Annotated in this window: 26 protein-coding genes; 14 read left to right on the top strand and 12 right to left on the bottom strand. The window is 44.1% G+C overall.

Annotated features, from left to right (window positions below):
• Positions 1 to 21: 21 nt before the first annotated feature.
• The 3 genes from L3V36_RS00800 to L3V36_RS00810 all read left to right on the top strand — a co-directional run bounded on the left by L3V36_RS00800 (position 22) and on the right by L3V36_RS00810 (position 3,478).
• Positions 22 to 1,638, top strand: a complete 1,617-nt coding sequence (locus L3V36_RS00800) for a methyl-accepting chemotaxis protein (RefSeq protein WP_102483029.1) — start codon at positions 22 to 24, stop codon at positions 1,636 to 1,638.
• A 179-nt stretch (positions 1,639 to 1,817) separates the two neighbouring features.
• A complete protein-coding gene (locus tag L3V36_RS00805) occupies positions 1,818 to 2,516 on the top strand; it encodes a TIGR01621 family pseudouridine synthase (protein WP_108112047.1) in 699 nt (232 codons plus the stop codon).
• 8 nt (positions 2,517 to 2,524) lie between these two features.
• Positions 2,525 to 3,478 carry a class I SAM-dependent methyltransferase gene (locus L3V36_RS00810; RefSeq protein ID WP_208774036.1) on the top strand — a complete coding sequence of 318 codons (954 nt, stop codon included), beginning with the start codon at positions 2,525 to 2,527 and terminating at the stop codon, positions 3,476 to 3,478.
• A 77-nt stretch (positions 3,479 to 3,555) separates the two neighbouring features.
• Here L3V36_RS00810 and L3V36_RS00815 read toward each other — a convergent pair whose 3' ends face one another.
• From L3V36_RS00815 to L3V36_RS00835, 5 genes are all read right to left on the bottom strand, one after another.
• Positions 3,556 to 4,173 carry a CDP-alcohol phosphatidyltransferase family protein gene (locus tag L3V36_RS00815; protein WP_054541030.1) on the bottom strand — a complete coding sequence of 206 codons (618 nt, stop codon included), beginning with the start codon at positions 4,171 to 4,173 and terminating at the stop codon, positions 3,556 to 3,558.
• Positions 4,163 to 4,813 (bottom strand): ATP-binding cassette domain-containing protein, encoded by a 651-nt coding sequence (locus tag L3V36_RS00820; RefSeq protein WP_208774038.1) that lies wholly within the window; start codon positions 4,811 to 4,813, stop codon positions 4,163 to 4,165. The genes L3V36_RS00815 and L3V36_RS00820 overlap by 11 nt, the downstream gene beginning before the upstream one ends.
• On the bottom strand, positions 4,779 to 6,479 hold the full coding sequence (locus tag L3V36_RS00825; RefSeq protein ID WP_017093184.1) for a thiamine ABC transporter permease: 1,701 nt from the start codon (positions 6,477 to 6,479) through the stop codon (positions 4,779 to 4,781). Before L3V36_RS00825 ends, L3V36_RS00820 begins: the two co-directional genes overlap by 35 nt.
• Positions 6,480 to 6,484: 5 nt before the next feature.
• Positions 6,485 to 7,651: an ABC transporter substrate-binding protein gene (locus tag L3V36_RS00830; protein ID WP_208774040.1), complete on the bottom strand. Its 1,167-nt coding sequence runs from the start codon at positions 7,649 to 7,651 to the stop codon at positions 6,485 to 6,487.
• Between the two features lie 396 nt (positions 7,652 to 8,047).
• The gene (locus L3V36_RS00835; protein ID WP_017057112.1) at positions 8,048 to 8,494 is read right to left on the bottom strand and encodes an META domain-containing protein; all 447 of its coding nucleotides are present in this window, start codon (positions 8,492 to 8,494) and stop codon (positions 8,048 to 8,050) included.
• 187 nt (positions 8,495 to 8,681) lie between these two features.
• Between L3V36_RS00835 and L3V36_RS00840 the strand changes: the two genes are divergently transcribed.
• Together L3V36_RS00840 and L3V36_RS00845 are read left to right on the top strand one after the other, a co-directional pair.
• A complete protein-coding gene (locus tag L3V36_RS00840) occupies positions 8,682 to 8,945 on the top strand; it encodes a DUF1289 domain-containing protein (RefSeq protein ID WP_017079017.1) in 264 nt (87 codons plus the stop codon).
• Between the two features lie 109 nt (positions 8,946 to 9,054).
• Complete coding sequence (locus L3V36_RS00845; RefSeq protein WP_017079018.1) at positions 9,055 to 9,222, top strand: hypothetical protein; 168 nt, start codon at positions 9,055 to 9,057, stop codon at positions 9,220 to 9,222.
• A 74-nt stretch (positions 9,223 to 9,296) separates the two neighbouring features.
• Here the strand turns inward: L3V36_RS00845 and L3V36_RS00850 are convergent, their stop codons facing one another.
• The 3 genes from L3V36_RS00850 to L3V36_RS00860 form a co-directional block, all read right to left on the bottom strand.
• Positions 9,297 to 9,599: a thiamine-binding protein gene (locus tag L3V36_RS00850; RefSeq protein ID WP_017065764.1), complete on the bottom strand. Its 303-nt coding sequence runs from the start codon at positions 9,597 to 9,599 to the stop codon at positions 9,297 to 9,299.
• A gap of 142 nt (positions 9,600 to 9,741) precedes the next feature.
• Entirely contained in the window at positions 9,742 to 9,963 is a 222-nt protein-coding gene (locus tag L3V36_RS00855; RefSeq protein WP_004734659.1) for a hypothetical protein, read from the bottom strand.
• A gap of 267 nt (positions 9,964 to 10,230) precedes the next feature.
• Complete coding sequence (locus L3V36_RS00860) at positions 10,231 to 11,469, bottom strand: DEAD/DEAH box helicase (protein ID WP_076645460.1); 1,239 nt, start codon at positions 11,467 to 11,469, stop codon at positions 10,231 to 10,233.
• A 258-nt stretch (positions 11,470 to 11,727) separates the two neighbouring features.
• Here L3V36_RS00860 and L3V36_RS00865 point away from each other — a divergent pair, with 258 nt between their 5' ends.
• Together L3V36_RS00865 and L3V36_RS00870 are read left to right on the top strand one after the other, a co-directional pair.
• The gene (locus L3V36_RS00865; protein ID WP_017079022.1) at positions 11,728 to 12,354 is read left to right on the top strand and encodes a LysE family translocator; all 627 of its coding nucleotides are present in this window, start codon (positions 11,728 to 11,730) and stop codon (positions 12,352 to 12,354) included.
• Between the two features lie 218 nt (positions 12,355 to 12,572).
• Complete coding sequence (locus tag L3V36_RS00870) at positions 12,573 to 12,929, top strand: hypothetical protein (protein WP_004734656.1); 357 nt, start codon at positions 12,573 to 12,575, stop codon at positions 12,927 to 12,929.
• A gap of 155 nt (positions 12,930 to 13,084) precedes the next feature.
• Here the strand turns inward: L3V36_RS00870 and L3V36_RS00875 are convergent, their stop codons facing one another.
• Together L3V36_RS00875 and L3V36_RS00880 are read right to left on the bottom strand one after the other, a co-directional pair.
• The gene (locus tag L3V36_RS00875) at positions 13,085 to 14,209 is read right to left on the bottom strand and encodes a M14-type cytosolic carboxypeptidase (RefSeq protein WP_004734655.1); all 1,125 of its coding nucleotides are present in this window, start codon (positions 14,207 to 14,209) and stop codon (positions 13,085 to 13,087) included.
• Between the two features lie 137 nt (positions 14,210 to 14,346).
• On the bottom strand, positions 14,347 to 14,622 hold the full coding sequence (locus tag L3V36_RS00880; RefSeq protein WP_004734654.1) for a nitrogenase-stabilizing/protective protein NifW: 276 nt from the start codon (positions 14,620 to 14,622) through the stop codon (positions 14,347 to 14,349).
• 173 nt (positions 14,623 to 14,795) lie between these two features.
• Here L3V36_RS00880 and L3V36_RS00885 point away from each other — a divergent pair, with 173 nt between their 5' ends.
• Positions 14,796 to 15,008: a TIGR02450 family Trp-rich protein gene (locus tag L3V36_RS00885; protein ID WP_017093192.1), complete on the top strand. Its 213-nt coding sequence runs from the start codon at positions 14,796 to 14,798 to the stop codon at positions 15,006 to 15,008.
• 40 nt (positions 15,009 to 15,048) lie between these two features.
• On the opposite strand, the gene L3V36_RS00890 is transcribed toward L3V36_RS00885, so the two are convergent.
• Positions 15,049 to 15,786, bottom strand: a complete 738-nt coding sequence (locus L3V36_RS00890; protein ID WP_102446933.1) for an HAD-IIB family hydrolase — start codon at positions 15,784 to 15,786, stop codon at positions 15,049 to 15,051.
• Between the two features lie 743 nt (positions 15,787 to 16,529).
• On the opposite strand from L3V36_RS00890, the gene proV reads away from it, so the two are divergent.
• Genes proV through proX form a run of 3 tightly spaced genes read left to right on the top strand, consistent with a single transcriptional unit; the run spans position 16,530 to position 19,815 of the window.
• Positions 16,530 to 17,717 carry a glycine betaine/L-proline ABC transporter ATP-binding protein ProV gene (gene proV, locus L3V36_RS00895; RefSeq protein WP_102446932.1) on the top strand — a complete coding sequence of 396 codons (1,188 nt, stop codon included), beginning with the start codon at positions 16,530 to 16,532 and terminating at the stop codon, positions 17,715 to 17,717.
• Between the two features lie 3 nt (positions 17,718 to 17,720).
• Positions 17,721 to 18,815: a glycine betaine/L-proline ABC transporter permease ProW gene (proW, locus tag L3V36_RS00900; RefSeq protein ID WP_102446931.1), complete on the top strand. Its 1,095-nt coding sequence runs from the start codon at positions 17,721 to 17,723 to the stop codon at positions 18,813 to 18,815.
• Entirely contained in the window at positions 18,808 to 19,815 is a 1,008-nt protein-coding gene (proX, locus tag L3V36_RS00905) for a glycine betaine/L-proline ABC transporter substrate-binding protein ProX (protein ID WP_208774042.1), read from the top strand. The genes proW and proX overlap by 8 nt, the downstream gene beginning before the upstream one ends.
• Positions 19,816 to 20,026: 211 nt before the next feature.
• On the opposite strand, the gene L3V36_RS00910 is transcribed toward proX, so the two are convergent.
• Positions 20,027 to 20,401: a nuclear transport factor 2 family protein gene (locus L3V36_RS00910; RefSeq protein WP_029222090.1), complete on the bottom strand. Its 375-nt coding sequence runs from the start codon at positions 20,399 to 20,401 to the stop codon at positions 20,027 to 20,029.
• 141 nt (positions 20,402 to 20,542) lie between these two features.
• Between L3V36_RS00910 and L3V36_RS00915 the strand changes: the two genes are divergently transcribed.
• The 3 genes from L3V36_RS00915 (at position 20,543) to L3V36_RS00925 (ending at position 24,498) form a co-directional block, all read left to right on the top strand.
• Positions 20,543 to 21,409 (top strand): LysR family transcriptional regulator, encoded by an 867-nt coding sequence (locus L3V36_RS00915; RefSeq protein ID WP_208774044.1) that lies wholly within the window; start codon positions 20,543 to 20,545, stop codon positions 21,407 to 21,409.
• 215 nt (positions 21,410 to 21,624) lie between these two features.
• Complete coding sequence (locus L3V36_RS00920; protein WP_208774046.1) at positions 21,625 to 23,019, top strand: polysaccharide lyase family 7 protein; 1,395 nt, start codon at positions 21,625 to 21,627, stop codon at positions 23,017 to 23,019.
• 222 nt (positions 23,020 to 23,241) lie between these two features.
• Positions 23,242 to 24,498 (top strand): paraquat-inducible protein A, encoded by a 1,257-nt coding sequence (locus tag L3V36_RS00925; protein WP_133147012.1) that lies wholly within the window; start codon positions 23,242 to 23,244, stop codon positions 24,496 to 24,498.
• The last annotated feature ends 14 nt before the right edge of the window (positions 24,499 to 24,512 follow it).

Below are 24,512 nucleotides of genomic sequence, written 5' to 3' on the forward strand. Positions count from 1 at the left end.
TTTTATTTAAGTAGGTGTTGTGTGAAATTGTCAGTTAGGAAGAAGTTGTACGCCGGGTTTGGCTCTATATTGGCAGTGCTTGTCACGTTAGTCGGTATTGTATGGATCGAAGTCATTGGGGCTCACAAGAGCGCTGATGAAATTAGGATGGATGATGTACCGGGAACGGTGACCTACCTTGTATTGATAGATGAAGCCGGGGATGTTTATCGCGATGCACTTGGTGCGATTACTCGGGCCGACAATGCGCTTAATGATTATCGAACCAACAAGAATGAATTTGCTCAGGCTATTAAAGAAGCAAAACGTTTAGAGAGTCGAGGTTCAGAAGACCATCGCCGTATTGAGCGAATTGAAGACCTGATGGGGCGCTTTACTCAAGAGTTTGAATCTAAGCTTGTACCTATGATCAACGATGAGTCTGCGCTGTTATCGAATATCCAGCAGCTTCGCTCCTTATATGAGAGCAATCTAATCCCGGTTGAAAACTTACTGGACCAAGCGTCTGCAAGTGAGCGTGCCGATACAGAACAATCGCTGCTTGTATTAACCGATTCGTTTACCACCATCGAACGCACCATCATGGTGTTGTCTGCCATTGCGATTGTGTTTGGTTGTGTAATTGCGTTTGTATTATCTAGCTCCATCACTAACCGTCTAACTCGTGTTGAACAAGTAGCACGACGTGTAGCAAATGGTGACCTAACGGCAGGCGACATTATTGATGATTCTGGTGACGAACTGGCCGATCTTGCTACGTCGATTAACCAGATGCAGAAATCTTTGGTCGACCTATTGGGTTCAATCTCTTCTGTGACGAACCAAGTTCAATCGGTGACAGGTGAGCTATCATCAATCAGTCAAGACATCGTTTCTGGTGCCTCTGCGCAAGCTGATAAAGCTAACCTGATTGCGACTGCCGCAGAAGAGCTAAGCTTGACCATTTCTGAAGTCGCTCAGCAAGGTACTTCTACTTATGAAGAGGCACGTCGCTCAGAAACGTCAGCAGAAGATGGCCGTAATGTGATTGTTGAAATGGTGGCAAGTATCCAACAAGTGTCGACTCAAATGAGCGACATGTCGGTACAAATGAATACGCTAGGTTCACATGGCGAACAGATTGGCAGTGTTATTAAGGTAATCGAAGACATCGCTGGACAAACCAACCTACTGGCGCTGAATGCTGCGATTGAAGCGGCACGTGCTGGCGAGTTTGGACGTGGATTTGCAGTGGTTGCTGATGAAGTACGAGCACTGGCAGAGAGAACGACCAAAGCGACTCAAGAAGTGTCTGGTATCATTCAGTCGATTCAATCTGGTACGCAAGAAGCGGTGACTTACACTCAAGATAACTGTCGTCTAGTTGAGATTGGTGTTGAGCAAAGCTCTGGCGCAGTTTCGGCGCTAGAAGCGATTGTAAGTGGTGCTGGCAATGTACAAAGCATGGTCAACTCTATCGCGACAGCGGCAGAAGAACAGACAGCGGTGACCAAAGAAATTGCAGCGGATATTACGGCGATCAGTGATATTTCTGAGCAGTCTTTGCAATTAGCGACTCGCAGCTCTGAAAATACCTCAGGCTTGAACGCTAAAGTTGCTGAGCTAGAAGCATTAGTCGGTAAGTTCAAACTCGCGTAGGGCGGGTGGCTTTGTTCTATTTTCCGAATGCCAATAGAACAAAGACCAAGCACTGATCGCTACTTGCTGAAAAGAAGCCCAATGATTCAATATTTATTGAGTGAGTTGGGCTTTTTCGTAGCTGGAATCTGGGTTCAGACACGGTATACTCCACGTTCTACAATGGAGCTAGCCTTTAAATGTTCGACATTCTTCTGAACCACTCTGATTTTTTACTCATAAACAAACATCCTGGCGTCAGCGTCCATAAAGACGATGGTGATACCATGTTGTTGCAAGAAGTTGCTAAAGCAATCAACGAGCCGAAGCTATACCTAGTCCATCGTCTCGATAAAATGACATCAGGTATTCTACTGCTGGCAAAAAATGCTTCGGCAGCAAGTGAGCTTTCACAGCTGTTCGCAAAGCGTGAAGTCGAGAAGTACTACCTTGCGATTGGTTCGAAGAAGCCTAAGAAAAAGCAGGGGCTGATTTCAGGAGATATGGAGCGTTCACGACGCTCGAGCTGGAAGTTACTGACAAGCAAAGAAAACCCAGCGATTACCCAGTTTTTATCTGCAACGGCTGAACCCGGTGAGCGTCTATTTTTATGTAAACCCTATACGGGAAGAACTCACCAGATCCGTGTCGCGATGAAGTCGATCGGCTCAGCCATTGTTGGTGACCCTATTTATAATCCATCGAGTGAGGCTGACAGAGGTTATCTGCATGCCTTCGCGATTCGATTTGCCTATCAATCACAAGCCTACGAATATGTCTGCGATCCAAGAAGCCTAAACTCCTTGGGTGAGAAGTGGCATCAAGAGATCGTGTCTAATGGTTTAGACAACTGGCTTGAACCTTGGTCATTAACTTGGCCAAAGCTAAACACTAAGTGAGTGAAATAATGGAAGCATCAGCTTTACCTCTGTTTTTTAGTCATATTGAACAGCAACTTAATGAAGTACCGAATGAACTACGCCGTATTTTTCACGGTCGTGGTAAGTTTTGGCCAGGCCTAGATCAACTGACATGTGATTGGGTTGATGGGCAGTTATTGGTTAACGTATTCAAAGAAGTAGATGACGAGTTCTTATCATCTCTTAAAGCTGGATTGGTTGATTTGACTAATAAAGACATCTGGCAAGCAAAGCAGGGCACCAGTATTGTTCTGCAACATCGTTATGCCGATGGTGCGCCGTCAGAAGTTTTATGGGGCGAACTCAATGACTCACCCGTTGTGGTTGAGCACGGTCTTAAGTACCAGTTAGACATTGGCCGTAATCAGAACTTTGGTTTGTTCCTCGACATGCGTAATGGTCGTCAATGGGTACAAGATAATGCTAGGGATAAGAACGTTCTTAACCTGTTCGCATACACCTGTGGTTTCTCTGTCGCGGCTATCGCTGGTGGCGCTCGTCAGTGCATGAATGTGGATATGTCACGTGGCTCGTTGAATAAAGGCCGCGATAACCACCGTCTGAATGATCACGACATGCGCTCGGTTAACTTCCTTGGCTACGATATCTTTAAGTCGTGGGGAAAAATCAAAAAGGGTGGCCCTTACGAGTTGGTTATCATCGACCCGCCTTCGTTCCAAAAAGGCAGCTTTGCTTTAACTAAAGATTACAAAAAGATCTTGCGTCGCTTGCCTGATCTTCTAACAGAAGACGGAGAAGTGATTGCTTGTGTTAACTCACCAGCAGTATCGCCAAACTTCCTAATTGAGACGATGGCAGAAGAAGCGCCTAGTGTTGAGTTTATCGAACGCTTAGACAACCCACCTGAGTTTGTGGATGTCGATCTTGATTCAAGCCTAAAGGTATTGAGATTTCAAATTAAAGCCTCTACTGACGCTTAATTGAATTTCAGAATCAGCTAAAAAACGCAGCTCATATTGAGCGGCGTTTTTGTCTATGAGGGATGCGGAAATTCACACTAGTTGGTTTGATTCTTGAGTGTCTGAAACCCAAAGTAAATACGCATAAACGTAGTCAGCCAACACGCAGCGCCAAAGGTATAAGCGATAACTGCAAAGTGTTGAGGCCAAATACAGAAAGCAATGAAACAAGCGATGGTTTCTGTGCCTTCGGTTAGTCCAGACATGTAATAGAGAGACTTATGTTTATAGACTGGGTTTTCAATGCCTCGCTTACCAGCCATAACCGCAAACGCTAAAAAGCTGCTGCCTGTGCCGATAAAAGAGAAAATCAAAAATGCACCGGCAATGGCGTTATGTTCTGGATTGGCGATAACAAAGCCAAAAGGGATTAACGAGTAGAAAAGAAAATCGAGGCTGATGTCGAGGAAACCGCCCGCATCACTAATGCCTTGGATTCGAGCCAAGGCCCCATCAAGCCCGTCACAAACCCTGTTAAATACAATAAACCCCAACGCCCATTCGTATTGTTGAAATGCCAATGCTGGAAACGCTAAACATCCAACCAGAAACCCAAACAGGGTGGTTTGGTTAGCTGTGATGCCGAATCTATTAAGTAGTTTGGCTGATTGATTTAATGGCCACTTAATGACCTTAATAGAGTACTTATCCAGCATGGTTACTTCTCCATGGCCAAGACAGAACTTTTGCCCCTTGAGGCACATCGGTTTGGTCGTGCGTCACCATTAATGTCGGAATATTCGCTTTAGTGAGTTGCTCAAACACCCAGTCGCGAAACTGGGCTCTGAGTTCTTGGTCGAGCTTACTAAACGGCTCATCAAGCAACGCCAATTTCGGTTTCGCCAATAGCATACGAGTTAAGCTAATTCTCGCTCGCTGGCCGCCAGATATTTGGTCGGGAAATGACTCAGCCAAGCGGGTCAGTTCAATGTCTCTTAACGCTTCCATTGCTTGTTGTTGGCGATCTGGACCCTTAACCGAGTTTGGTAACGAAAAGGCCAAGTTCTCCCATACTTTTAGGTGTGGAAACAACAAGTCGTCTTGAAACAGTATACCAACTTCACGCTGATGTGATGGGAGATCGTCTAGTTGAATATCGTTCAAAATAACGGTGCCAGAGTATGAGAACTCGTCATTCAGGTGACCCGCGATGGCATCTAACAAAGTCGATTTTCCGCAGCCGCTTGGCCCCATCAACGCCAATATTTGGCCTGATTCTAATGTTACGTTTAGCGCTGAAAACAGCGATTCGCCACCGTTTTTATGGATGGCGAGGTCGTTGAGGTGCAGACTCATTAGTAAGAAAACCTTTAAAAGTAAGACGGCGATATCTAAGTTGAAGTCGGCTGACTAATATCGCTAAAGAGAAAAAGAACAGAGGCAACAAGGCCTGCCAAATGGCATAAATTGCGGTTACCCTGCGGTCGAAACCACTGGTTAGGGCAACGGCTTCTGTGGTGATGGTGCTAATACGACCAGCACCGAGCATCAATGTTGGCAAGTACTGAGCTAAACTCACACTGATCCCAACCGCCCAAGCGAAGGCGATGGCGGGCAGTAATATCGGCAGCTTGATCGAATACCAGCTTTGAAATGGCGATTTACCCAAGCTCAGTGAAGCTTTTATCAGCCCATCGTTGAAGCTTTTCCATGGGCCGTCCAAAGACAAGTACACAAATGGAAAGGCGAAGAAAACATGCGCCCAAATAACCCAAAGCTCATAGGCACTACTGCCAATGTATAGAGTGGTGATTTGCATGCCGAACAACACCGACAGTTGAGGTATCAACATTGGAATAGCGATAATAAAGCCTGGGACTTGCCACTTGTATTTGATTCTGTATTCGTGAGCAACCAACGCAAGCAACAAAGCGATTGAAGCAGCAATCAGACCAATCCATAAACTTTGACCAACGGTGCTCATGATGCCATCCCATTCGAATTCCCAAAAACGCATGCTGTAGCGACTAGGCAGTAAATCAGGGAAGCGCCAGCGCTGCGCAAAACTCCAGATAATCATCAAAGGAATGATGATCAGTGACAAAGCTGCAAGAGCTGTGAATACGGTTTTCCCCGGTAAGTTAGCCCCTGTTCTTCCTGAATACTGCCAAGTTCGAAAGTACTTAAGAATTGCCCATTCAACTAAACGCGCCAAGGCGATGATCAACGAAGCCAAGCCAAACAAAACGATCGCACCAGCAGCAGCTCGTGGTAGTAGATTAAGATCTGGATCGTTGAACCATTGCCATACCAAAACGGCAAAAGTCGGTGGGTTGGTTGGGCCAATGATAAGAGCGATGTCGACAACCGATACGCTATAGGCGAGCACAGCCAGCATTGGGAAGCGAAGCTTAGTAAACCATTGCGGGAAAATACACTTCCACCAGATCTGAGCGCGGCTGTAACCGAGTGATGCACTCACCTTGGTGATACGTTCTACATCAATTTGTTGAAGTATCGATATGCTCATCAGCAACAAGAAAGGAACTTCTTTGAGTGCGAGCATAATGATTAGACCAAATGCGTAAGGATCTTTGATCAGCAAAGCCAATTCAGAGCTTGTAGCCGATTCACCAAGTAAGTGGTGTACGGCTCTTGCTCCAAGGCCTGTTGGGCTAAACAAAAAAGCAAAGCCGATAGCGAAAGCCACATGCGGAATGGCAAGCATTGGCGATAGCGTTAGCTCAATCTTTCTCCAAAACTTGTTTCCCCAAGAAGCCTGAAGAATGCAAAAGGTCAGGAAGCAGGCGATGTAGCTGCTGGCGACCGCTGAACCTAGGCTTAAGCCAATAGAGTGCCAAGCCCCTTCCCATTGAAAGACTTGGCTAAACCCGTTGAGTGTTGGCTCGTCTAAACCTAAGGGCGGGATGAAACTCAGTGACGAAGCCACGACTCCCGCTACCCCAGGAATGGTTGGGATGATACATACCGCTATAACAACAAAATATAGAGCGCGAAGCATGGAGGTTAGTTACCGTATCGCTTAAGCCACTCTTTCTCGAGCGCGTTTTGCCAACTAGGATGCGGTTCATCAATCGATTTAAATTGCTGAGTATTTTTAGCGCTGCCGGTTAAGTACTTACTGCTCAATACAGAAGGGTCACCCCAGACATTGAGGTCACCTTTGCGAGATTGTGCTTCTGGGCTCAACAAGAAGTTGATGGTCACTTGAGCACCCGCGGTTGCATTGGCATTCCAAGGAATCGCAAGGAAGTGAATGTTAGACAGAGCGCCGCTTTCTAACGCATAAGCCTTGGTAGTTTCCGCTAGGCGGCCACTTGATTGTGCTGAATATACAGAGTTTGGGTTGAACGTAATCGCGAGGTCGAGCTGTCCGTCATCCAGAAGTTGAATGCTTTCAGATGTACCTGCAGGAAATTGCTTTCCGCCTCTCCATGCCACTTTATGGAATTTATCTAAGTAAGCCCACAGTGGTGCCGTAACGTCTTGGAAGGTATCTTCTGAAACGGGTTTAGCAAGCGCAGGACTGTTGTTTGTTAGCTCAATCAATAGAGACTTAATGAAGCTCGTGCCATGAAATTCTGGTGGGCGCGGGTAGCTTAAGCGGTTCGGGAAAGCCTGAGCGTAGCTCAACATCTCTGAAAACGATTGTGGCGGATTGTGCAGTGTTTCTTGGTCGTGGATGAAGACAAGTTGCCCAACGCCCCAAGGTGCCTCCAAGCCTTCTGTTGGCTCCGAGAAATCGACATCGATCGGCAAAGACTTATCCACGTACTGCCAGTTTGGAAGTGTTTGAGTGAATGGTCCAAACAACAAGGCATTTTCTTTCATTGAACGGAAATTCTCACCGTTAATCCAGACGATATCGACACTGCCTTCAGTGTTCTTTCCTGCCGCCTTTTCTGCGAGTAAGCGAGTGGTCGTTTCTGCAATATCAGTTACTTTCACATGTTTTAAGGTAACACCGTACTCACTTTGTAATTTCTTGCCCGCCCACTGTAGGTAACGATTGATTTCTTGGCTACCGCCCCAAGCGTGAAAGTAGACAGTTTGTCCCTCTGCCTGCTGTTCGATTTGGTTCCAGTTATTGGTTGATGTTGCTTCATCAGCATAAATGGTTGCGCTGTATGCAACGGTTGCCATGATTCCTAACGTACTTACTATCTTGTTCATAAACTTTTCCATTTGGTAGTGAACGGGCAAGAGCATTGTATTTTCAAACTCCCTAACAGTTATTCTATCTGTTTCTGAAATAAATTCTAATTCAACAGTAAATTCAATCAATTACTTGAGAACAAGTAGGGAGGGCGTGCTGATCTTTTTTGGTTAAACTTTGTTCGATATGCGATCGTTTCGAAAGCTCGACAGACTCTAGGCTCTTACCATCCTAGCAATAGACCGATAAACCAGTGAATTTATTGCATCTAAATGAGAGATATTTGAGGTTTATTGGAGGTTGGTACGAAAAGTAGGCGATGAGTGTTAATTTTGAAGGTGTTGTGAGGGTAAGCAGGCAATAAAAAAGGAGCCATGAAGGCTCCTTTAATCAATATCTATTTCGAGAACGGATTAGTTTACCCAATCACGAATTGTGTACGTTAGCGTGTGTACATCGTTTTTCAGTACTAGCGTATCGTTTGTTAGGGTTACGTCGCTCCACTCGCTTAGAGTAGCTGAAACCGATTGTTCGATTTCCATTGCTGAACCGTGACACATTTTCATTGTCATGCCCATTTGCTTGATACGGAATTGACCGTCTTTCAATTCGCCCTGACCAAAGAAGTTGTTACAACCAGCCATGCCGTTTGCAGTCATCTTTTCGCCGATCTCTAGACGAGGAGCTGCTTGGTCTTCATTTTTCACAATGTCCTTGCCATCAATTTGCGCAAGTTCCCAATTATGGTGCTGTAGATCGGTTGGTGTTACTTGCATCGCGTTGTCACCTGTTGTTGTGCATGCTGCTAGCATCATAGGTAAAGCGGCTACTGCTAGTAATTTTTTTGAACTAAACTTCATATTATAAGGCTCCAAAGGAAAGAACGAAGTTACCGAATAAGTGTAACTTGATGGGTTCAAAGTATAGTTTACAAAACACTATATGTGTCAGTATAAGGTCATAGTTTAGTATGAATTTCACGAGCTGGACGACAAATTAATCGCTTATTTTTTAATTAGTAAGCTCGATTTTGATGTGTAAGGAGGCATGGTGGAGCAGTTAGAGTTTTTCCAGGTTCCAAGCCCTTGCGTTGGGGTTTGCTCAAGCGATGATAAAGGCTATTGCAATGGTTGTATGCGCAAAAGAGAAGAGCGCTTTAATTGGATGTCGATGACTCCGTCAGAACAATTGCACGTGATTAAGCTTTGTCGTCAGCGCTATCGAAGGAAGATAATGAAGCAAAAAAACTTGGTTGGTAAGTCGGTCGACGAAGAAGGAAATACAAGTCCCCAAAGAGATCTTTTCGGTTAAAGAGGAAGTATCAAGATTTTATTTAACTCCGAAGTAACTATTACTTTACATAATGGTTGGGGTGTAATATTAAGGTAGGTACCTTTGTACCAGAAGGAGTGATGTCGGTATGAATAAAAAGAACGTAAAACTCAAAAAAGAACCAGTTAAAGCACTGGATCGAAAAAACATTGGGGCGAAAAATGACCCTGAAGAGAGCCCGCGTGATTGGCATTCGATGTCAGAAGAAGAACGAATGGAAATCCTTTCTCACCTTTCAGACATGCCTTTTCAATAACATCACTGGTTCTTCAGAGTCTTTCTTAACCCGCTGTTTTCTTAAATAAACAGCTTTCTGAAATAAACATATTGCTAAACAAACATGTGATTCGCTTTCGTTACACCACGATGGTATGTACAAAATGTATCATCGGCCTCGGTGGTTTTACTATGAATCTTTATGTTGGTTATCACTTCTACAGCCCCTGCATCGTAACAAGCTTGCTCTGCCTTTTTAACGATATCGAGTAATTGATTGAGTTCACCTTTCATTGTGGTTTCCATCGCACCAACTTGGAAAGGGACATCGGCTGCTTTCACAACTTCAATGGCTTTATCAACTACTTCGAAGTTGTTGCCTTCTTTGACGCGAGGGATCACTTGGAAGGCAACCATCACTTCTTTTTCTCTTTTTAACTCAGACACTTTCTGCTTACTCAATGGTAGGGATTTGTTGCAGATGATAGGTTAATGCGGAGATAAATTCTACAGTGGTTACGCTGCTTTATTTAAGACACGAGTGACTGGAGATATCGGACTACTTGCTACCCCAGTGGTCGCTAACCCAACCACCAATATGCTCATCAAAATGACTACCACTGAACCTCTGGTTGCGTTCCACCGAGGTATCACAGTCGTCTTTGTTGTCGATTAGGTTTTGTATGTAGTTTGCCATTGGGTCATTGGAACTCTGACGATCTCGGCGAGTAGCCACTTCCTTAATCAGTTGTAATCGATATGTAGAGCTTGCACGTTTCATTTCAATGACCTCCCGGTTTTTAGACACTAATAGAAAAATCTAGTTGCCAGATATAGGGGCGTCAACGTGATCAGAAAGTATTTTTTTTGAGCAACCAAGAATCAATACCTTGGCATCATAATTCACAAAAGTGTCATTTAAATTGGCATTTTGTCTGAGTCGATAGGTTGTGATTTTACATCTGATTGCATATAAAAAGCCCAGTACAAACTGGGCTAATCGATTTTCTATGGTTATTTTGAAGAGCTGGTTATTTTGAAGAACTGGCTATTTCGAAGAACTTGGCTTGCTCTTAAATTGCTTAGCACTTTTCTTCTTTGCGGTTCTTCGGTTAGCCATTTTGTCTTTAGGTGGACGTTTGCGAGCTGTGGCTTCAGATGCAGGTTTGTCTGTAACAGGGAAACCTTCTAATGCTTGTAGCACAAGAGGCTTATTGGTCAGAGTACGAATCGCATTCAGGTAATCAGTTTCGCTGTGACTAACCAGAGATATAGCGCAACCAGTGCTTCCTGCTCTTGCTGTGCGACCAACCCGGTGTACGTAAGTGGCAGAGTGTGTCGGCAAATCAAAATTAATCACGACAGGCAGCTGATCAATATGGATGCCGCGAGCCATCACGTCTGTCGCGATAAGCACACGAGTCTCGCCATTTTTGAAACTTTCTAATGCTTGCTCTCGTTCTTCTTGGCTCTTATTTCCATGTAACGCACTCACACTGATTTTGGCTTTATTCAATCGCTTGGTTAATGCGTCGGCATTGTCTTTCGCACCAATGAACACCAATACTTGCGGCCATGGGGTCTGATGAAGTAGGGCGATAAGTGCTTGAGCCTTACTGCCTTTGTTCACTAAGTACAGAGTTTCTTCAATAGTCGCGACCACGCTGTTTTCTTGGTGTGTCGTGACTTTAACTGGGTTTGAAAGAAGTAGCTCAGCCTGACTAACCAACTCTGGCGGAAGTGTCGCAGAGAACAACAGTGACTGACGTTTGCTCGGTAGTGCTGCAGTAATCGCTTGAATATCTGGCCAAAAGCCCATGTCGATCAGGCGGTCGGCTTCATCAAGAACCAATGATACGCACTGAGTTACATTCAGTTCGCTACTTTTGATTAAAGCAAGTAGACGCCCCGGCGTAGCGATTGCTAATTGCGGTTGGGTTAGTAATTGTTGCTGTTGAACATCAGTATTCACGCCACCGGTTAAGGTTACGAATTTGATATCGAGCGCTATCGCGACCGGCTCTAAAGATTCAGTCACTTGAGACGCGAGTTCACGTGTCGGGACGATGATAAGCGCTTGCAGTCCATTCACATCATGGTTGATGTTGTTCAGCAAGGGTAAGCCGAACGCCAATGTTTTTCCGCTACCCGTTTGAGCCAACGCAAGTACGTCTTTACCCGCAATAATTGATGGAATTACCGCTTGTTGTATCTCAGTCGGTTTGTCGAATTGAGAAGGGATCGCTGTGACGGTTTTTGCGTTAAGGGTGAGGTTATCAAATGACATAAATGAACCAAGTATCAAAATGGAGGTGGAGTCTAACAGGGCTATAAATGTTAGAGAATGAGTTTTGCTGCGTTACAGGATAAACGGGTGAATTATACACGTTAAATTTAAGCGTTATCCATACAACTGAACTAAGGCAAGCGAGCTAAGCCAAGCTAATTAAACGTTGGGCATATTGTAATGGTATTGAATGGACGTACAATATGCGCCCTAAAACGATCAAGTATGATAAGGAAGCTTTAAGGAAATGAGAGCGAAATGAGTTGGGAAAGTATCTGGCTGTTTATTGTCATCGTGTTTTTTATTGCCATTATTCCAGGCCCAAATGCTTTGTTGGTATTGAGCACGGCTTTAACTCAAAGAAAGTTGTTTGCGTTTATTAACGTGTTGGGTGTGTCATGCGGGTTCTTGTTTCATGCGTTTGTTTCTGCGAATGGCATGAGCTTACTGTTATCTCAGACTCCAATGGCTTTTGAGGGACTGAAGTGGGCGGGTGTCTTGTACTTAGTCTGGCTTGGTTATAATCACTTTCGAGCGGCACTGCGAGCTCAAGAGGGTGTGCTTGCTATAGTGAGTGCATCGGGCAGTAAGCTCTATAACCAGTTTTTCAAAGGACTCATCACTAATCTACTGAATCCTAAAATCGTTCTGTTCTACCTTTCGATATTCCCTCAGTTTGTTTCTAAGGATCACATTGTGTCCGACAGTTTAATGCTGGGCGCGATACAGGCGACAGTGGTTGCTACATGGTTTTTGGTTGTCATTTTGATGGCTGATACGTTTAAGAGATTATTGACGAAAAAGCGCACGTCTCAATGGATGAACATTGTGTGCGGGTTGTTGTTTGTTGGCTTCAGTATTCAGTTGGCGCTGTTTCAGCTTTAGGGGTCATAGCTAACAATCGCACCCCTAGCATATACGACTCATATCTCACTTTTTACTGAATGCTCAGCAATCCTTGTTTCTGTGCATAAATCTCTAAAGCATTAGCTCGTAAAGTCGATATAATGGTCAGCTATCAATTCGGTGAATGTGTTCGTTCGAAATCCAATTGAAGCTAAAGGCTATTGCTTTACCGAATAAACAGAGACAGGGAGTCACAGATGAGTGAAGAGTTATTCACCCAGAAACGCAAATATTACCGCTTGAAGTACCCAAAAAAGGCACGTCCAGTGATGCGAATTAAGGATGAGCTTTTTCATGTCAGCGAAGTGTCTGAAAAGGGTGTGCGCTTGATGATGCGTAACATCATTCCTGTTTATCGAGGCTTCTCAATGGCGGGCAGTTTAAGACTGCACGATAACAACACCATTGATATTAGTGGTGCAGTGCTGCGACAAGAAGGCGATGAAGTGATCGTTCAGTTGTTAGAAGGACCAAGCTTCAAAGATATGGTGTCAGAACAAAGACACATTAGACAAAGATACCCAGTATTTTTTGCTAGCCTCAGAGTGGCATAAAAAGCTTTTAAAGTTAGATGCCTTAAAGCCCAAGTCATTCATTCAGATCCGATATTAAAAAGCCCAGCACTTTCACAAGTGCTGGGCTTTGCTATATATGCAAGCAAACTAACTATACGGACAAACTAAGGCGCTTAGCCTGTCTATGGTTCGTTTTATAGCTCGTCTACTGTTGCCCAAACCGCTGCTAGCATGTCGTGACCAAATGCAACACTGCGCTCTGGAGACCAGCCGTAAAGTTCGTCAGCATGGCTGATGTGATCTTTAAACGGCATCTCGACAGTGTAAGCCAGACATTTGAACTGCTCGCCGATCCAATTTGTGCCGACGGTCATATTTGCTTTGCCCGGTTCGTCTTTATCGTAACCAAATTCATCTTGGAATTCTGGCGTGATAGTCAGAAGCGCTTGCTTGAAGTGATTCTCCAGTTTTGCAATGCGCTCGTTGTATGAAGGTGTGCCTTCGCTACCCGCTACAAAGTTATAAGGAATCGCTTCGTCGCCATGAATGTCTAGGCACAGATCAACGCCAGTTTCTAGCATGCGCTCGCGCACAAGGAAAACTTCAGGGCTGCGTTCTAGAGAAGGTGATTGCCATTCGCGGTTAAGGTTTACACCAATCGCATTAGTGCGCAGGTGACCACGGATGCTGCCATCTGGGTTCATGTTCGGTACAACGCGGAAAACAACGCTGTCTAGAAGAGAGCGACCGACCGTATCTGTTTCATCAAGCAGGCGTTGCAGCAGACCTTCGATTAGCCATTCAGCCATAGTCTCGCCTGGATGTTGGCGACCAATAACCCAGATGTTTTTCTTCTCTTCACTTGGCTCACCAATGGTTAGCAAGGTGATGTCGTTGTTGTCTAGCGTGTGACCTAGAGTTTCAAGCTTACAAGCCGGGTGCGTTTGAGCACTGTGCAGAAGATCTTGGTGACGATCGTATGAGTACGGCGCAAAGTAGGCGAAGTACATTGAATCGTGTTCAGGGATGATATCAAAGCTTAATGTATCGCCATCGAACTGAGATGGAATACGGAACCACTCTTCACGGTCATAAGATGCTACAACATCATAATCTTTCCACCCATCAGGGTAAGCAGATGTTGCCAATTGGCCGATTTCAAAGTGGTGAGCTTGTTGAGCTTCACTTTCTAAACGGAAATGAAACCACTGAGAGATTTCAGTCTGGTTGTCTGCTGGGATCGTCAGTTGAATATTTTGTGGTGAATCTGCTGAAACGACGTGAATATTGCCGCTTTCGAAATTGCTGAAAATTTTCATTGTAGTTTTTATCTCGTAGTTGAGTTGCCGTAAGACTAGCACACTTTTTTTCGAGCAAACCACTAACTAAATCGTAATGAGATGTTATTTCAATTCTCTATTTTTTGTTATCTACGTTTAAGCTTTCTGATTTTGAACTAGCGGCGTTGGCAAGTCGTACAGCCACGACAGGCTGACCGTGTGTAGCGATCCAGCTTACTGCGTTGCACCTTACAATAGGCATTTTTCAGCGCTCTTCTTCCAGAAAACCAATCATCCGGTTTTGACAGGATCAGGTAACCATTGAAGCGCTTCACAAGCTCTATTCTATTTTGGTCGATAAACTTGCTATCAAAGCCAATCTCAAAGTAATCAAGCGCTTGTTCTATGGCGGTGAAACTCGCTATTTTTTGCTGGAATTCTGTTTGGTTCATGGGGATTAGTCTCTGAACTGGTGGCAGCTATTGTACCGAGTCTACGACTTGTTTTATTGACTTTAGTTATGACTTATCTGGATTTTAGTCGTGGGCTTTCTCAACTTAAAATGATCTTTTTAACTCTTTGAAGCTTATAGATAAAACATCAATGAACTGTGCAGGAAAGAATCATGAATCGAATTAACCCAAAGAAACTGCTCCGCAGTAAATGGACTGCTGTTAGCCCAGTAAAGAAAGAAAAGCACTTTATGGTCACTGAGGTCGAGTTTGAAGAAGGGGAGGTGATTCGTTGCTTGATAGAAGCAGTGATGACCAAACGAGAGGAAGCCATTAATTGGCGAGATCTAACCGACAAGGAACATTGGCTTCCTGGTTGGAAATAAGGATAGGAAGTAGGGATCAGTCGGTCACCTCTACTTATTTCTAATTACCCGCTGCTGCACGCCCTTGCCAGTATTTAAGGCCTTCTAAAACACCCTCAGCATGTGTTGCTCTGCTGGTGTACACGTTGTCTCTATCAGATAGGTGAGCAACCTCTGGGTAATGGTTAGCGACCAGTATCGAGTTTACGCCCTCAATGGTGAGCATTGAGGTGTCGTTAGCTGAATCACCTGCGACACATACTTCTGCAACGCTCAAATCGTGTTGTTCGAGTAGGTGGTGAATCGCCGTCGCCTTGTTAACGCCTTTTGGTGTGATATCTAAGTACCAATCATGAGAGTAAGTAAGGTGAACATCTAATCCGTGCATCTCCAAACTAGATTCAATCAGTTCATGTTGAGGCTCTGAAAGCTTCCCTTCAAAAGTGATTTTGTAATCACCCTGATGGCTCTCTAAGCGTTCGCCCATGAAATCGAGTGGCGCCAGTGCGGACTCTACCTTTGATTTGTTCCAAGACGCTTCTAATTGGTTGTGCCAAATATGATCAGGCTTTTGGGAGTGATCGTGATGAATTCTGGTGCCCACATCGCTGATAATACTGTGTGGTTTCGGGTAGTTATCTGATGCCAAGCCCACCCGAATTGAGGGCAGAGTTCTACCCGTCGCGATGATAAAGCGGATATCAGGTTGCTCCGCTAAGTAGTCAAATAACTGATTAACCCCATGAGATGAACCCCCATCAAGCGTACCGTCAAAGTCACACACCAGCATTTTTATCATTCGAGCGCCTTGTCCTTTTCTTTAATAATCGCGGAAAGCATGTCGATTTCTTCTATAAATAATGGCTCAGCAATGAGGACTCTACAAGTTGTCGTTCGGCTTAGAGAATCGACATTCATTAGTTTGCAGCAAGTATCACACTTGGGGTTATGTTTTGGATATAGAAGATAACTCTATCAATCTGACCAGTGCCAAACTTGGTTTATTCCATCGGCTATTTCTATTTTCATATAGTGACCTTCTGGCCCTCTATTGGTTTAAATGAGCGGTTGTGAATACCTCTGCGTTCTTGCCGAAGCTATACCGATCTTCTTGTTACATCGATAGAGAAGAAGGGGAGGTTTTGCTCTCCGTAAAGCGCAAATGTCCAGTTTTTAGATATCGTTAAAACTGCAATAAATAGTTTGTATTCGAATTATTTGTGCACGAAGTATTTGCATTGAATTCTAGTCTGTTTCACCCATTAATTGTTTTAATGTGAAATAAATATTCAATAATCTATCAGTAAGTAATAGATAATCTCGAACGCATTTATATCGTTTTAATATCCTTTATTATCAGTGTTTTGGTGGCTTTTGTCTGGATGTTGAAACTTGATTTTGGTTGGCAGAATGATTGTTTTTGATAAGGGTTACCGAACGCAACCCCTTGATTTACAGCTCTACATTGCTTAGAGTGCTAATCGTTTTTCGAGCTTAAATAACCATTTTTAAGTTAAAATAGCTAAGAAAGGATTAGATTATATGGATCCCATACTGGAAGTTAAGGGACTGTACAAGGTATTTGGTGAAGATACCGACCGTGCTTTTTCGATGATTAATGAAGGCGCGGATAAAGACAAAATTTTCGAAGAAACAGGGTTAACGATCGGTGTTAACGATGTTTCTCTTAGTATTCAAGAAGGCGAGATTTTCGTGATTATGGGATTGTCAGGATCTGGCAAATCAACCCTAGTACGCCTTCTTAACCGCTTAATCGAACCTACCAAAGGTAATGTGCTTCTTCGAGGCAAAGACATTGCCCACATCTCAGAAGATGAACTGCGTGAAGTCCGCCGCAACAACATCTCCATGGTTTTCCAAAATTTCGCACTGATGCCGCATATGACAGTTATCGAAAATGCTGCATTTGGCCTTGAGCTGGCAGGTGTTGAAGTAGATAAACGAAAACAGTCAGCATTTGAAGCGTTAGAACGCGTAGGCCTTGGCGCATACTCAGAATCGTACCCAGATGAATTGTCTGGCGGTATGAAACAACGTGTTGGTCTAGCGCGAGCCTTGGCATGTGACCCAGATATCCTGTTAATGGACGAAGCGTTCTCGGCACTCGATCCTTTGATTCGTACTGAAATGCAAGATGAACTGATTCGTCTTCAAAATGACGATAAACGAACGATTGTATTCATCTCCCATGATTTGGATGAAGCGATGAGAATCGGTGACCGTATTGCCATTATGCAAAACGGTGAAGTGGTTCAAGTGGGCACACCAGACGAAATTCTTAACAACCCAGCGAACGACTATGTCGAAGCCTTTTTCCGTGGTGTAAATGTCGCAAGCGTACTTACTGTGAAAGACATTGCGCGTAAGAAACCGGCTGCGGTATTTAAAAAGTCAGAACACGACGGCCCAGCTTCCGCTCTGCAAATCTTAATGGATAACGACCGTGAATACGGCATCGTTGTTGAGAAGAGCTGCCTTTACTCCGGCATTGTTTCTATTGACTCTCTTCGCAAAGCTCACAAAGAGAACAAATCATTAGTGAGCGCGCAGCTCGATGATGGATTAACGCTGAACCCTGATTTACCAATCAATGACGTGCTTGGCCTTGTTGGTGGTGTGCCTTACTCAGTTCCTGTTGTGGATGAGCAAGGTAATTACTTTGGCGTGGTAACTAAGTCACGTTTGCTACAAACATTGGATAAGGGGTAGATCATGTCGTCTGAACAAACAAATAATGACCCATGGTCACAGTCTGCTCCTGCCGCTCAGCCATCAAGTGATCCTTGGGGTCAAGCCGCTGACACTTCACCATCGGCAGATTGGCTAAGCAGTGAAACCGTAGAAACCATTCCTTTTGATCCTCTTAATCCTTTTGCAGAGGCAGTTTTGCCTGTTGATACTTGGGTTGAGTCTGGATTGAATTGGCTAGTTGAACACGGACGACCATTGTTTCAAGCAATTCGTGTACCTATCGATTTCATTCTAAGTTCATTTGAAACGGCATTGGTGTCTACGCCAGCCCCATTTATGCTCATCATTTTGTTCTTGGTGGCATGGCAGTTTTCAAACCTGAAACTGGGTGTTGCTACGGCAGTATCTCTTACTATGATTGGTTTGATTGGCGCTTGGTCTGAAGCGATGACTACGCTTTCACTGGTGATGACATCTGTATTCTTCTGCCTGTTGATAGGTTTACCTATGGGGATATGGCTCGCCCGAAGTAACACGGCGGCTAAATTCGTTCGCCCAATTTTGGATGCTATGCAAACAACGCCAGCCTTCGTTTACTTAGTACCCATCGTAATGTTGTTTGGTATCGGTAACGTTCCAGGTGTGGTAGTGACCATTATATTCGCACTGCCACCGGTGGTACGTTTAACCATCCTAGGTATTCAGCAAGTACCGGAAGATTTGATCGAAGCGGGTCATTCATTCGGTGCAAGTAAAAAGCAGATGCTTTACCGAATTCAACTGCCACTTGCATTACCAACCATTATGGCGGGCGTGAACCAAACACTGATGTTGTCGCTATCTATGGTGGTTATCGCATCAATGATCGCGGTAGGTGGTTTAGGTCAAATGGTACTGAGAGGTATCGGCCGTCTAGATATGGGACTGGCCGCTGTTGGTGGTCTCGGCATCGTTATTCTAGCAATCCTGCTTGACCGCATTACCCAAGTTCTCGGGGTAAATGCAGGTAATACAAAATTACGCTGGTACCACATGGGCCCTGTTTTTCTTGTGCTCAATGCGATAAATCGCGGTAACAAATCAGAACTACAATTAAGGAAAAACACCAATGAATAATTCATGGAAGAGCAAACTTGCAGTTAGCATCGTTTCTACATTAGCAGTATCAACGAACGTGTGGGCAGCAAGCTTACCGGGTGAAGGTGTATCAGTTCAGCCAGTTCAATCGTCTGTAGCGGAAGAAACATTCCAAACGTTGATTGTTAACCGCGCCCTTGAAGAGCTTGGCTACGACGTGAAATCTACGCAAGAAGTGGATTACAACGTAGGTTACACCTCTATCGCAAAAGGTGACGCGACGTTCCTAACCGTAGGTTGGTTCCCGCTTCATGCTGATAAATACAAAATGGCGGGCGGCGATGACAAATTCTACCGTGAAGGCCAATATGTAAGCGGTGCCGCTCAAGGTTACCTAATTGATAAGAAAACGGCTGAAAAGTACAACATCACTAATATTGGTCAGTTAACTGATCCAAAAATCGCGAAGCTGTTTGATGCGGACGGTGATGGCAAAGCAGACCTAACAGGCTGTAACCCAGGTTGGGGTTGTGAGATGGTGATTGAACACCAACTTTCGGCATTCAAATTGGACGATACGGTGACTCACAACCAAGGTAACTACGCGGCAATCATTGCAGACACGATTTCTCGTTACCAAAAGGGTGAATCAATCCTTTATTACACGTGGACACCTTACTGGGTAAGTGGCGTATTGGTTCCTAACGAAGATGTAGTTTGGTTAGAAGTACCTTTCTCAGCACTTCCTGGCGAGCGTTCGAATGTGGACACGACGTTATCTAACGGCAAAAACTACGGCTTCGAAATGAACTCAATGCGCATTATTGCGAACAAAGATTTTGCTAAGAACAACCCATCAGCAGCGAAGCTTTTCGAGATCATTAAACTTAACATCAATGATGTAAGTGCTCAGAACATGATGATGAGTAAAGGCAAGAACAGCTCTGCGGATATCGAAGCGCACGTAAACGGTTGGATCAAAGCGAACCAAAGCACGTTCGATGGTTGGATTACAGAAGCGAAGAAAGCAGCACTGTAACTTTGACTTGTATTTGCTCTGTCTGACTAGACATTTTGATTTGAAATGATGAGCGTGTTGAGTGATTGTGTAGAGTCACTGAATCACCTTCAAATGAAGTGAAAAGGCGACAGAGCCAAACATTAAAAAGCCAGCAGTCCATTTGGATTGCTGGCTTTTTGTTTTCTGTTTCTATTTTTGAGCTTCTAGCTTCTAGCTTTTAATTACAGCTCTAGCGTTCGCCTTGAACTTCGAAGTCGTCGCTGACTAAGCGAGCACAGCCATCGGCTTCAAGTGCCCAGTGCTCACGATGTACAACACCAAACGCTTTGTTCATTGTCCAGCTAGCGGTAAGAATGTAGCCGCCTTCTGGGTGCTCTTCCCACTTAACATCGGTGTAATCAACGTCTTTGAAGCCTTGGTCGATGATGTTTTGCCAAAATGCTTGAATCGCTTCACGACCTTCAAAAGTACCAAATGGACGCGCTTCCATTACACAGCTTTCAGTATATTGATCGGCACAACCTTTCGCATCTTGGCTGTTGAAAGCTTTTTGCCACGCGTTAATGCCTTGCTTACATGCTTCTAAAATTTGGTTGTCTAACATTGTCTTTCTCCATAACAGTCTTGCTTCGAGCACTGTCTTTTTGATTTGGTATCTCGATAAGTTGAATTGAGTTTAGTCTTGGAAATTGATTTGAAAAACAGAGATAATAGAAAATACTGTTTGTAAAAAGAGAACAATAAGATGAGTAAGCTAAAGCAGATGTCGATTTTCGCTCATATCGTAGAGCAGGGTTCAGTCTCGGCTGCGGCTGAAAAGCTAGAGTTGTCTAAATCTGTCGTCAGTCAGCACCTCAAAATTTTAGAACAAGAGCTAGGCGCTTCTCTTCTTAAGCGCACAACACGCAGGCAATCTCTGACCAGTATGGGTGAGCGTTTTTATTTGAGTTGCAAAGACATCAACGTGATCGCTGAATCGGCTTGGGATATGGCGAAAGCAGAGCTAGAAGAGCCGCAAGGTCGGATTCGTATCACGGCACCGAATGCGTTGATGGACTTGTTGATTGCGCCTGTTATTGCGGAACTGATGAAGCAATATCCGAAGTTAAAGCCAGAACTGATAAGCGACGATCAGCATCTAGACTTTATGGAACACGATATTGATCTCGCAGTTCGAGTAGGCAGTTCACGTGATAGCAACCTAAAGCAAAAGCGTTTGGGTGAGTTTAAAGACGTGTTGTGTGGTGTTGAAAGCATGCGAAGTCGTGAGCTTGAATCTATTCCTTACATCGCAAATTCTTGGCAGGGAAAACAGGTGACTCATCACTTTATTTCTCAAAATGAACAAGACTTTATTTACCAACAACAAGCAAGCTGCACTACGAACTCCTTTCACAGTTGTCTCGCCTTGATCAAATCTGGCGTTGGTATTGGCGCTATTCCAGACTTTTACCTTCATCAGCTATCCGGTGAGGTGGTCGACATGATGCCAAGCTTTCAATTACCCACTAACACGGTTTATGCGCTAAACCCATTCGCTTCAAATACGCCTATCGCCATCAAGCTGTGTATCCAAGCGTTGGAGGAAAAGCTCAAGTGTAATTTGGTTTAAAGCTTCTCGTTATAATGCTGTCTTATTAGATGATGTGTTTGGTATAAGAATGGTTCATGTCACATAGTTATTTATTTGTAATATAATAATTCATTATCGTGATGTTTGTTCAACTTGTCGTACAAATATTGTCCTATAGTGGTTCTCGTTACTTCGGTAACACCCTACAAAATATGGAATAAATAATATACGTGAAACATATCATGGAGACTTGTATGACCTTTAAACCTTGCAAACTCACTTCTTGCAAACCTCGAACTCACCAATTTAAACCTTACAAACAATTGTCGTGCGCGGTTCTTTTAGCGATGGCTACTTATGGCGTATCGGCTGAAACACTGAACATTCAATCCGCATCAGACTGGGGCGGAGCTCACAGCTCTTACCCAGCATCGAATACGATTGATGGCAGTACTGATTGGTCATCACGTTGGTCAGCTCAGAATGCGCCCGTTAATTTAGTGCTCGACCTGGGATCAGTACAAAATGTTCAAGACGTCGCGATAGCTTGGGGTAAAGGTGAAGAGCAAACTTATAAATTCGAGATCAGAGCGCTAGCTGATGAAAGTTCAAGTAGCTGGGACAAGGTTTACTATGGATATAGTAGTGGCAGCACATCTGGTTTTGAAACCTACGATGTGACGGATGTTCAAGCTCGTTGGATTCGTATCAAAGTCTTTGAAAACAGCGCGGAAAGTGTTTGGACGAATATTACTGAAGTCGAAATCAGTGGCAACGATAGCCCTGACTACGGACTCGATCCAAACCTACCGCCATCAGGCAACTTCGACTTACTGGATTGGTATGTGAGCATTCCCGTTGATGAAGGTGATGGCTACGCGACTTCTATCAAAGAGAACACGCTTGATACGGGTTATGAAGACCAATTCTTCTATACCGGTAGTGATGGTGGCTTGGTGTTCTACACACCTGTCGAAGGTGTGACAACATCTAGCGGAACAAAATATGTTCGTACCGAATTAAGAGAAATGCTTCGTCGCGGTGATACCTCTTACTCCACTTCGGGTAAAGACAATAACTGGGCGTTTTCGTCTATTCCATCGAGTGACCAGTCGGACTTTGGTGGTATCGACGGGACGTTAAATGCGACGTTAGCCATCAACCACGTGACAACAACTACTTCGAACACTGAACAAGTGGGCCGAATCGTGATTGGCCAAATTCATGCTGAGAAAAACGAACCTATTCGTCTGTACTACCATAAACTGCCAGGTAACGACAAAGGCGCAATCTACTTTGCTCATGAAACCTCGAACTTGAGCGGTGGCGATGAAACTTGGCATAACCTATTAGGTAACATGGTGACGTCTGACGGTGACTTAAACAGCACTAACAACCCAAGTGACGGTATTGCACTCAATGAAACTTTCTCGTATTCCATTGTTGTCGAAGGTGACAAGTTGATTACTACTATTAGTCAAAATGGCTCGGAATTGGCGGCAAAAGAAGTGGATATGAGTAACAGCGGTTATGACGATGCAGATAACTACATGTACTTCAAAGCAGGTATCTATTTGCAAGATAACTCAAGTGACGACAGCGATTATGCGCAAGTGACTTTCTATCAGTTAAACAACAATCACAACTGATCACGCTGTAAATAGTGCGTGACTACGGCAACGAGTTAAATCGTTGCCGTTTGTATTCGTTCAATGATTAAAAGGAGGTGGCTAATTGGTCATCTCTTCTTTTATCTTTCTACCTCTCATTTCTACCATACTGTATTTGTTTAATTGGGTGCATATTGGCAAAAAATCCAACCCTTACTTATAGTTAGTCTTAGTGTCTAGTTGCTTATCAACCGCTAAGAGGTGCCGTTATTGTCTGATCTTTGTACCAAGTCATGCATCGAATGTGGGTTAGTCAGCCAGTTCCGGGAATTACCTTCGGGCAGTGAGGCATCGTGCCCTCGTTGTCATCATACATTGTGCAGCATCGGTGCGAGTAAGGGACAAGGAGTGATGGCCTACGCAGTGGCCAGTTTGATCACACTCGTGATGAGTCTTACTTTTCCCTACATGTCATTTAGCGTCCAAGGTATCAGTCAACAAATAACCCTTTATCAAGCCGTGGATATGATGAATAGGTTAGATAATTCACTGATTGCCGCGCTCTTATTTCTTGCCGTTATTTTCCTGCCTGCTTATTTTCTGATTAGCGCGATCTGGTTCTATTCGTTGACTGAAAAAAGGCGCACCCACTCGCCGAACCTAAGCCGTTTAGCGATCTTCATTTTAAAGACCTTGAGCTGGGTTAAACCGTGGCTCATGGTGGATGTATTTTTGATTGGTGTGTTGGTTAGTTTGATTAAAATAGCAGCACTAGCCGATGTCTCTATGGGCATATCATTTTGGGCATTTGGTATCTACGCTATGCTGGTGGTCAAAACCATTTCGTTGGTTGATTTTGATTGGATCTGGGACCGATTGATCCCACCTAAGCCGTTGCATGAATCGGTAACGGGTAGCCTTTTCCAAAAGCATGAGCATTTGGTTTGTCATGTTTGTGGGCAGGTTCACTTGTATGATGACCAACTTAGTCAATGCTCTCGTTGTCATGTTCACCTACACCGATTTAATCCGACCAAAAACCTTCAGATAGCGTGGGCTCTATTACTCACATCCATTATTTTTTACATCCCGGCAAACCTATACCCAATGATGTATACGTCTGCATTCGGGACGAGTGAAGGTTCAACCATCATCGAAGGTGTCATCATTCTGTGGAATATGGGGTCATACCCAGTCGCTTTGATCATCTTGCTTGCCAGTGTGTTTATACCGATGGCAAAAATGATTGCGCTCGCATACTTGTATTGGAATGCAAAAAGGGTTCAGGGTTTACCTGTTGATGAAGCGACTCGATTTCTCAAAATATACCGTGTTACTGAGTTTATTGGTCGGTGGTCAATGATAGATATTTTTGTGGTTGCCATTCTGGTTGCCTTGGTTCAATTAGACGGATTGATGGCGATTTATCCTGGGCCTGCTGCTTTGTCTTTTGCTGCCGTCGTCATTTTCACTATGTTGTCGGCAATAATTTTTGATTCTCGAATTATATGGAAATAATCTCTCGGTAGAGG

This window comes from Vibrio sp. G-C-1 (assembly GCF_021728015.1).
Lineage (GTDB): Bacteria > Pseudomonadota > Gammaproteobacteria > Enterobacterales > Vibrionaceae > Vibrio > Vibrio splendidus.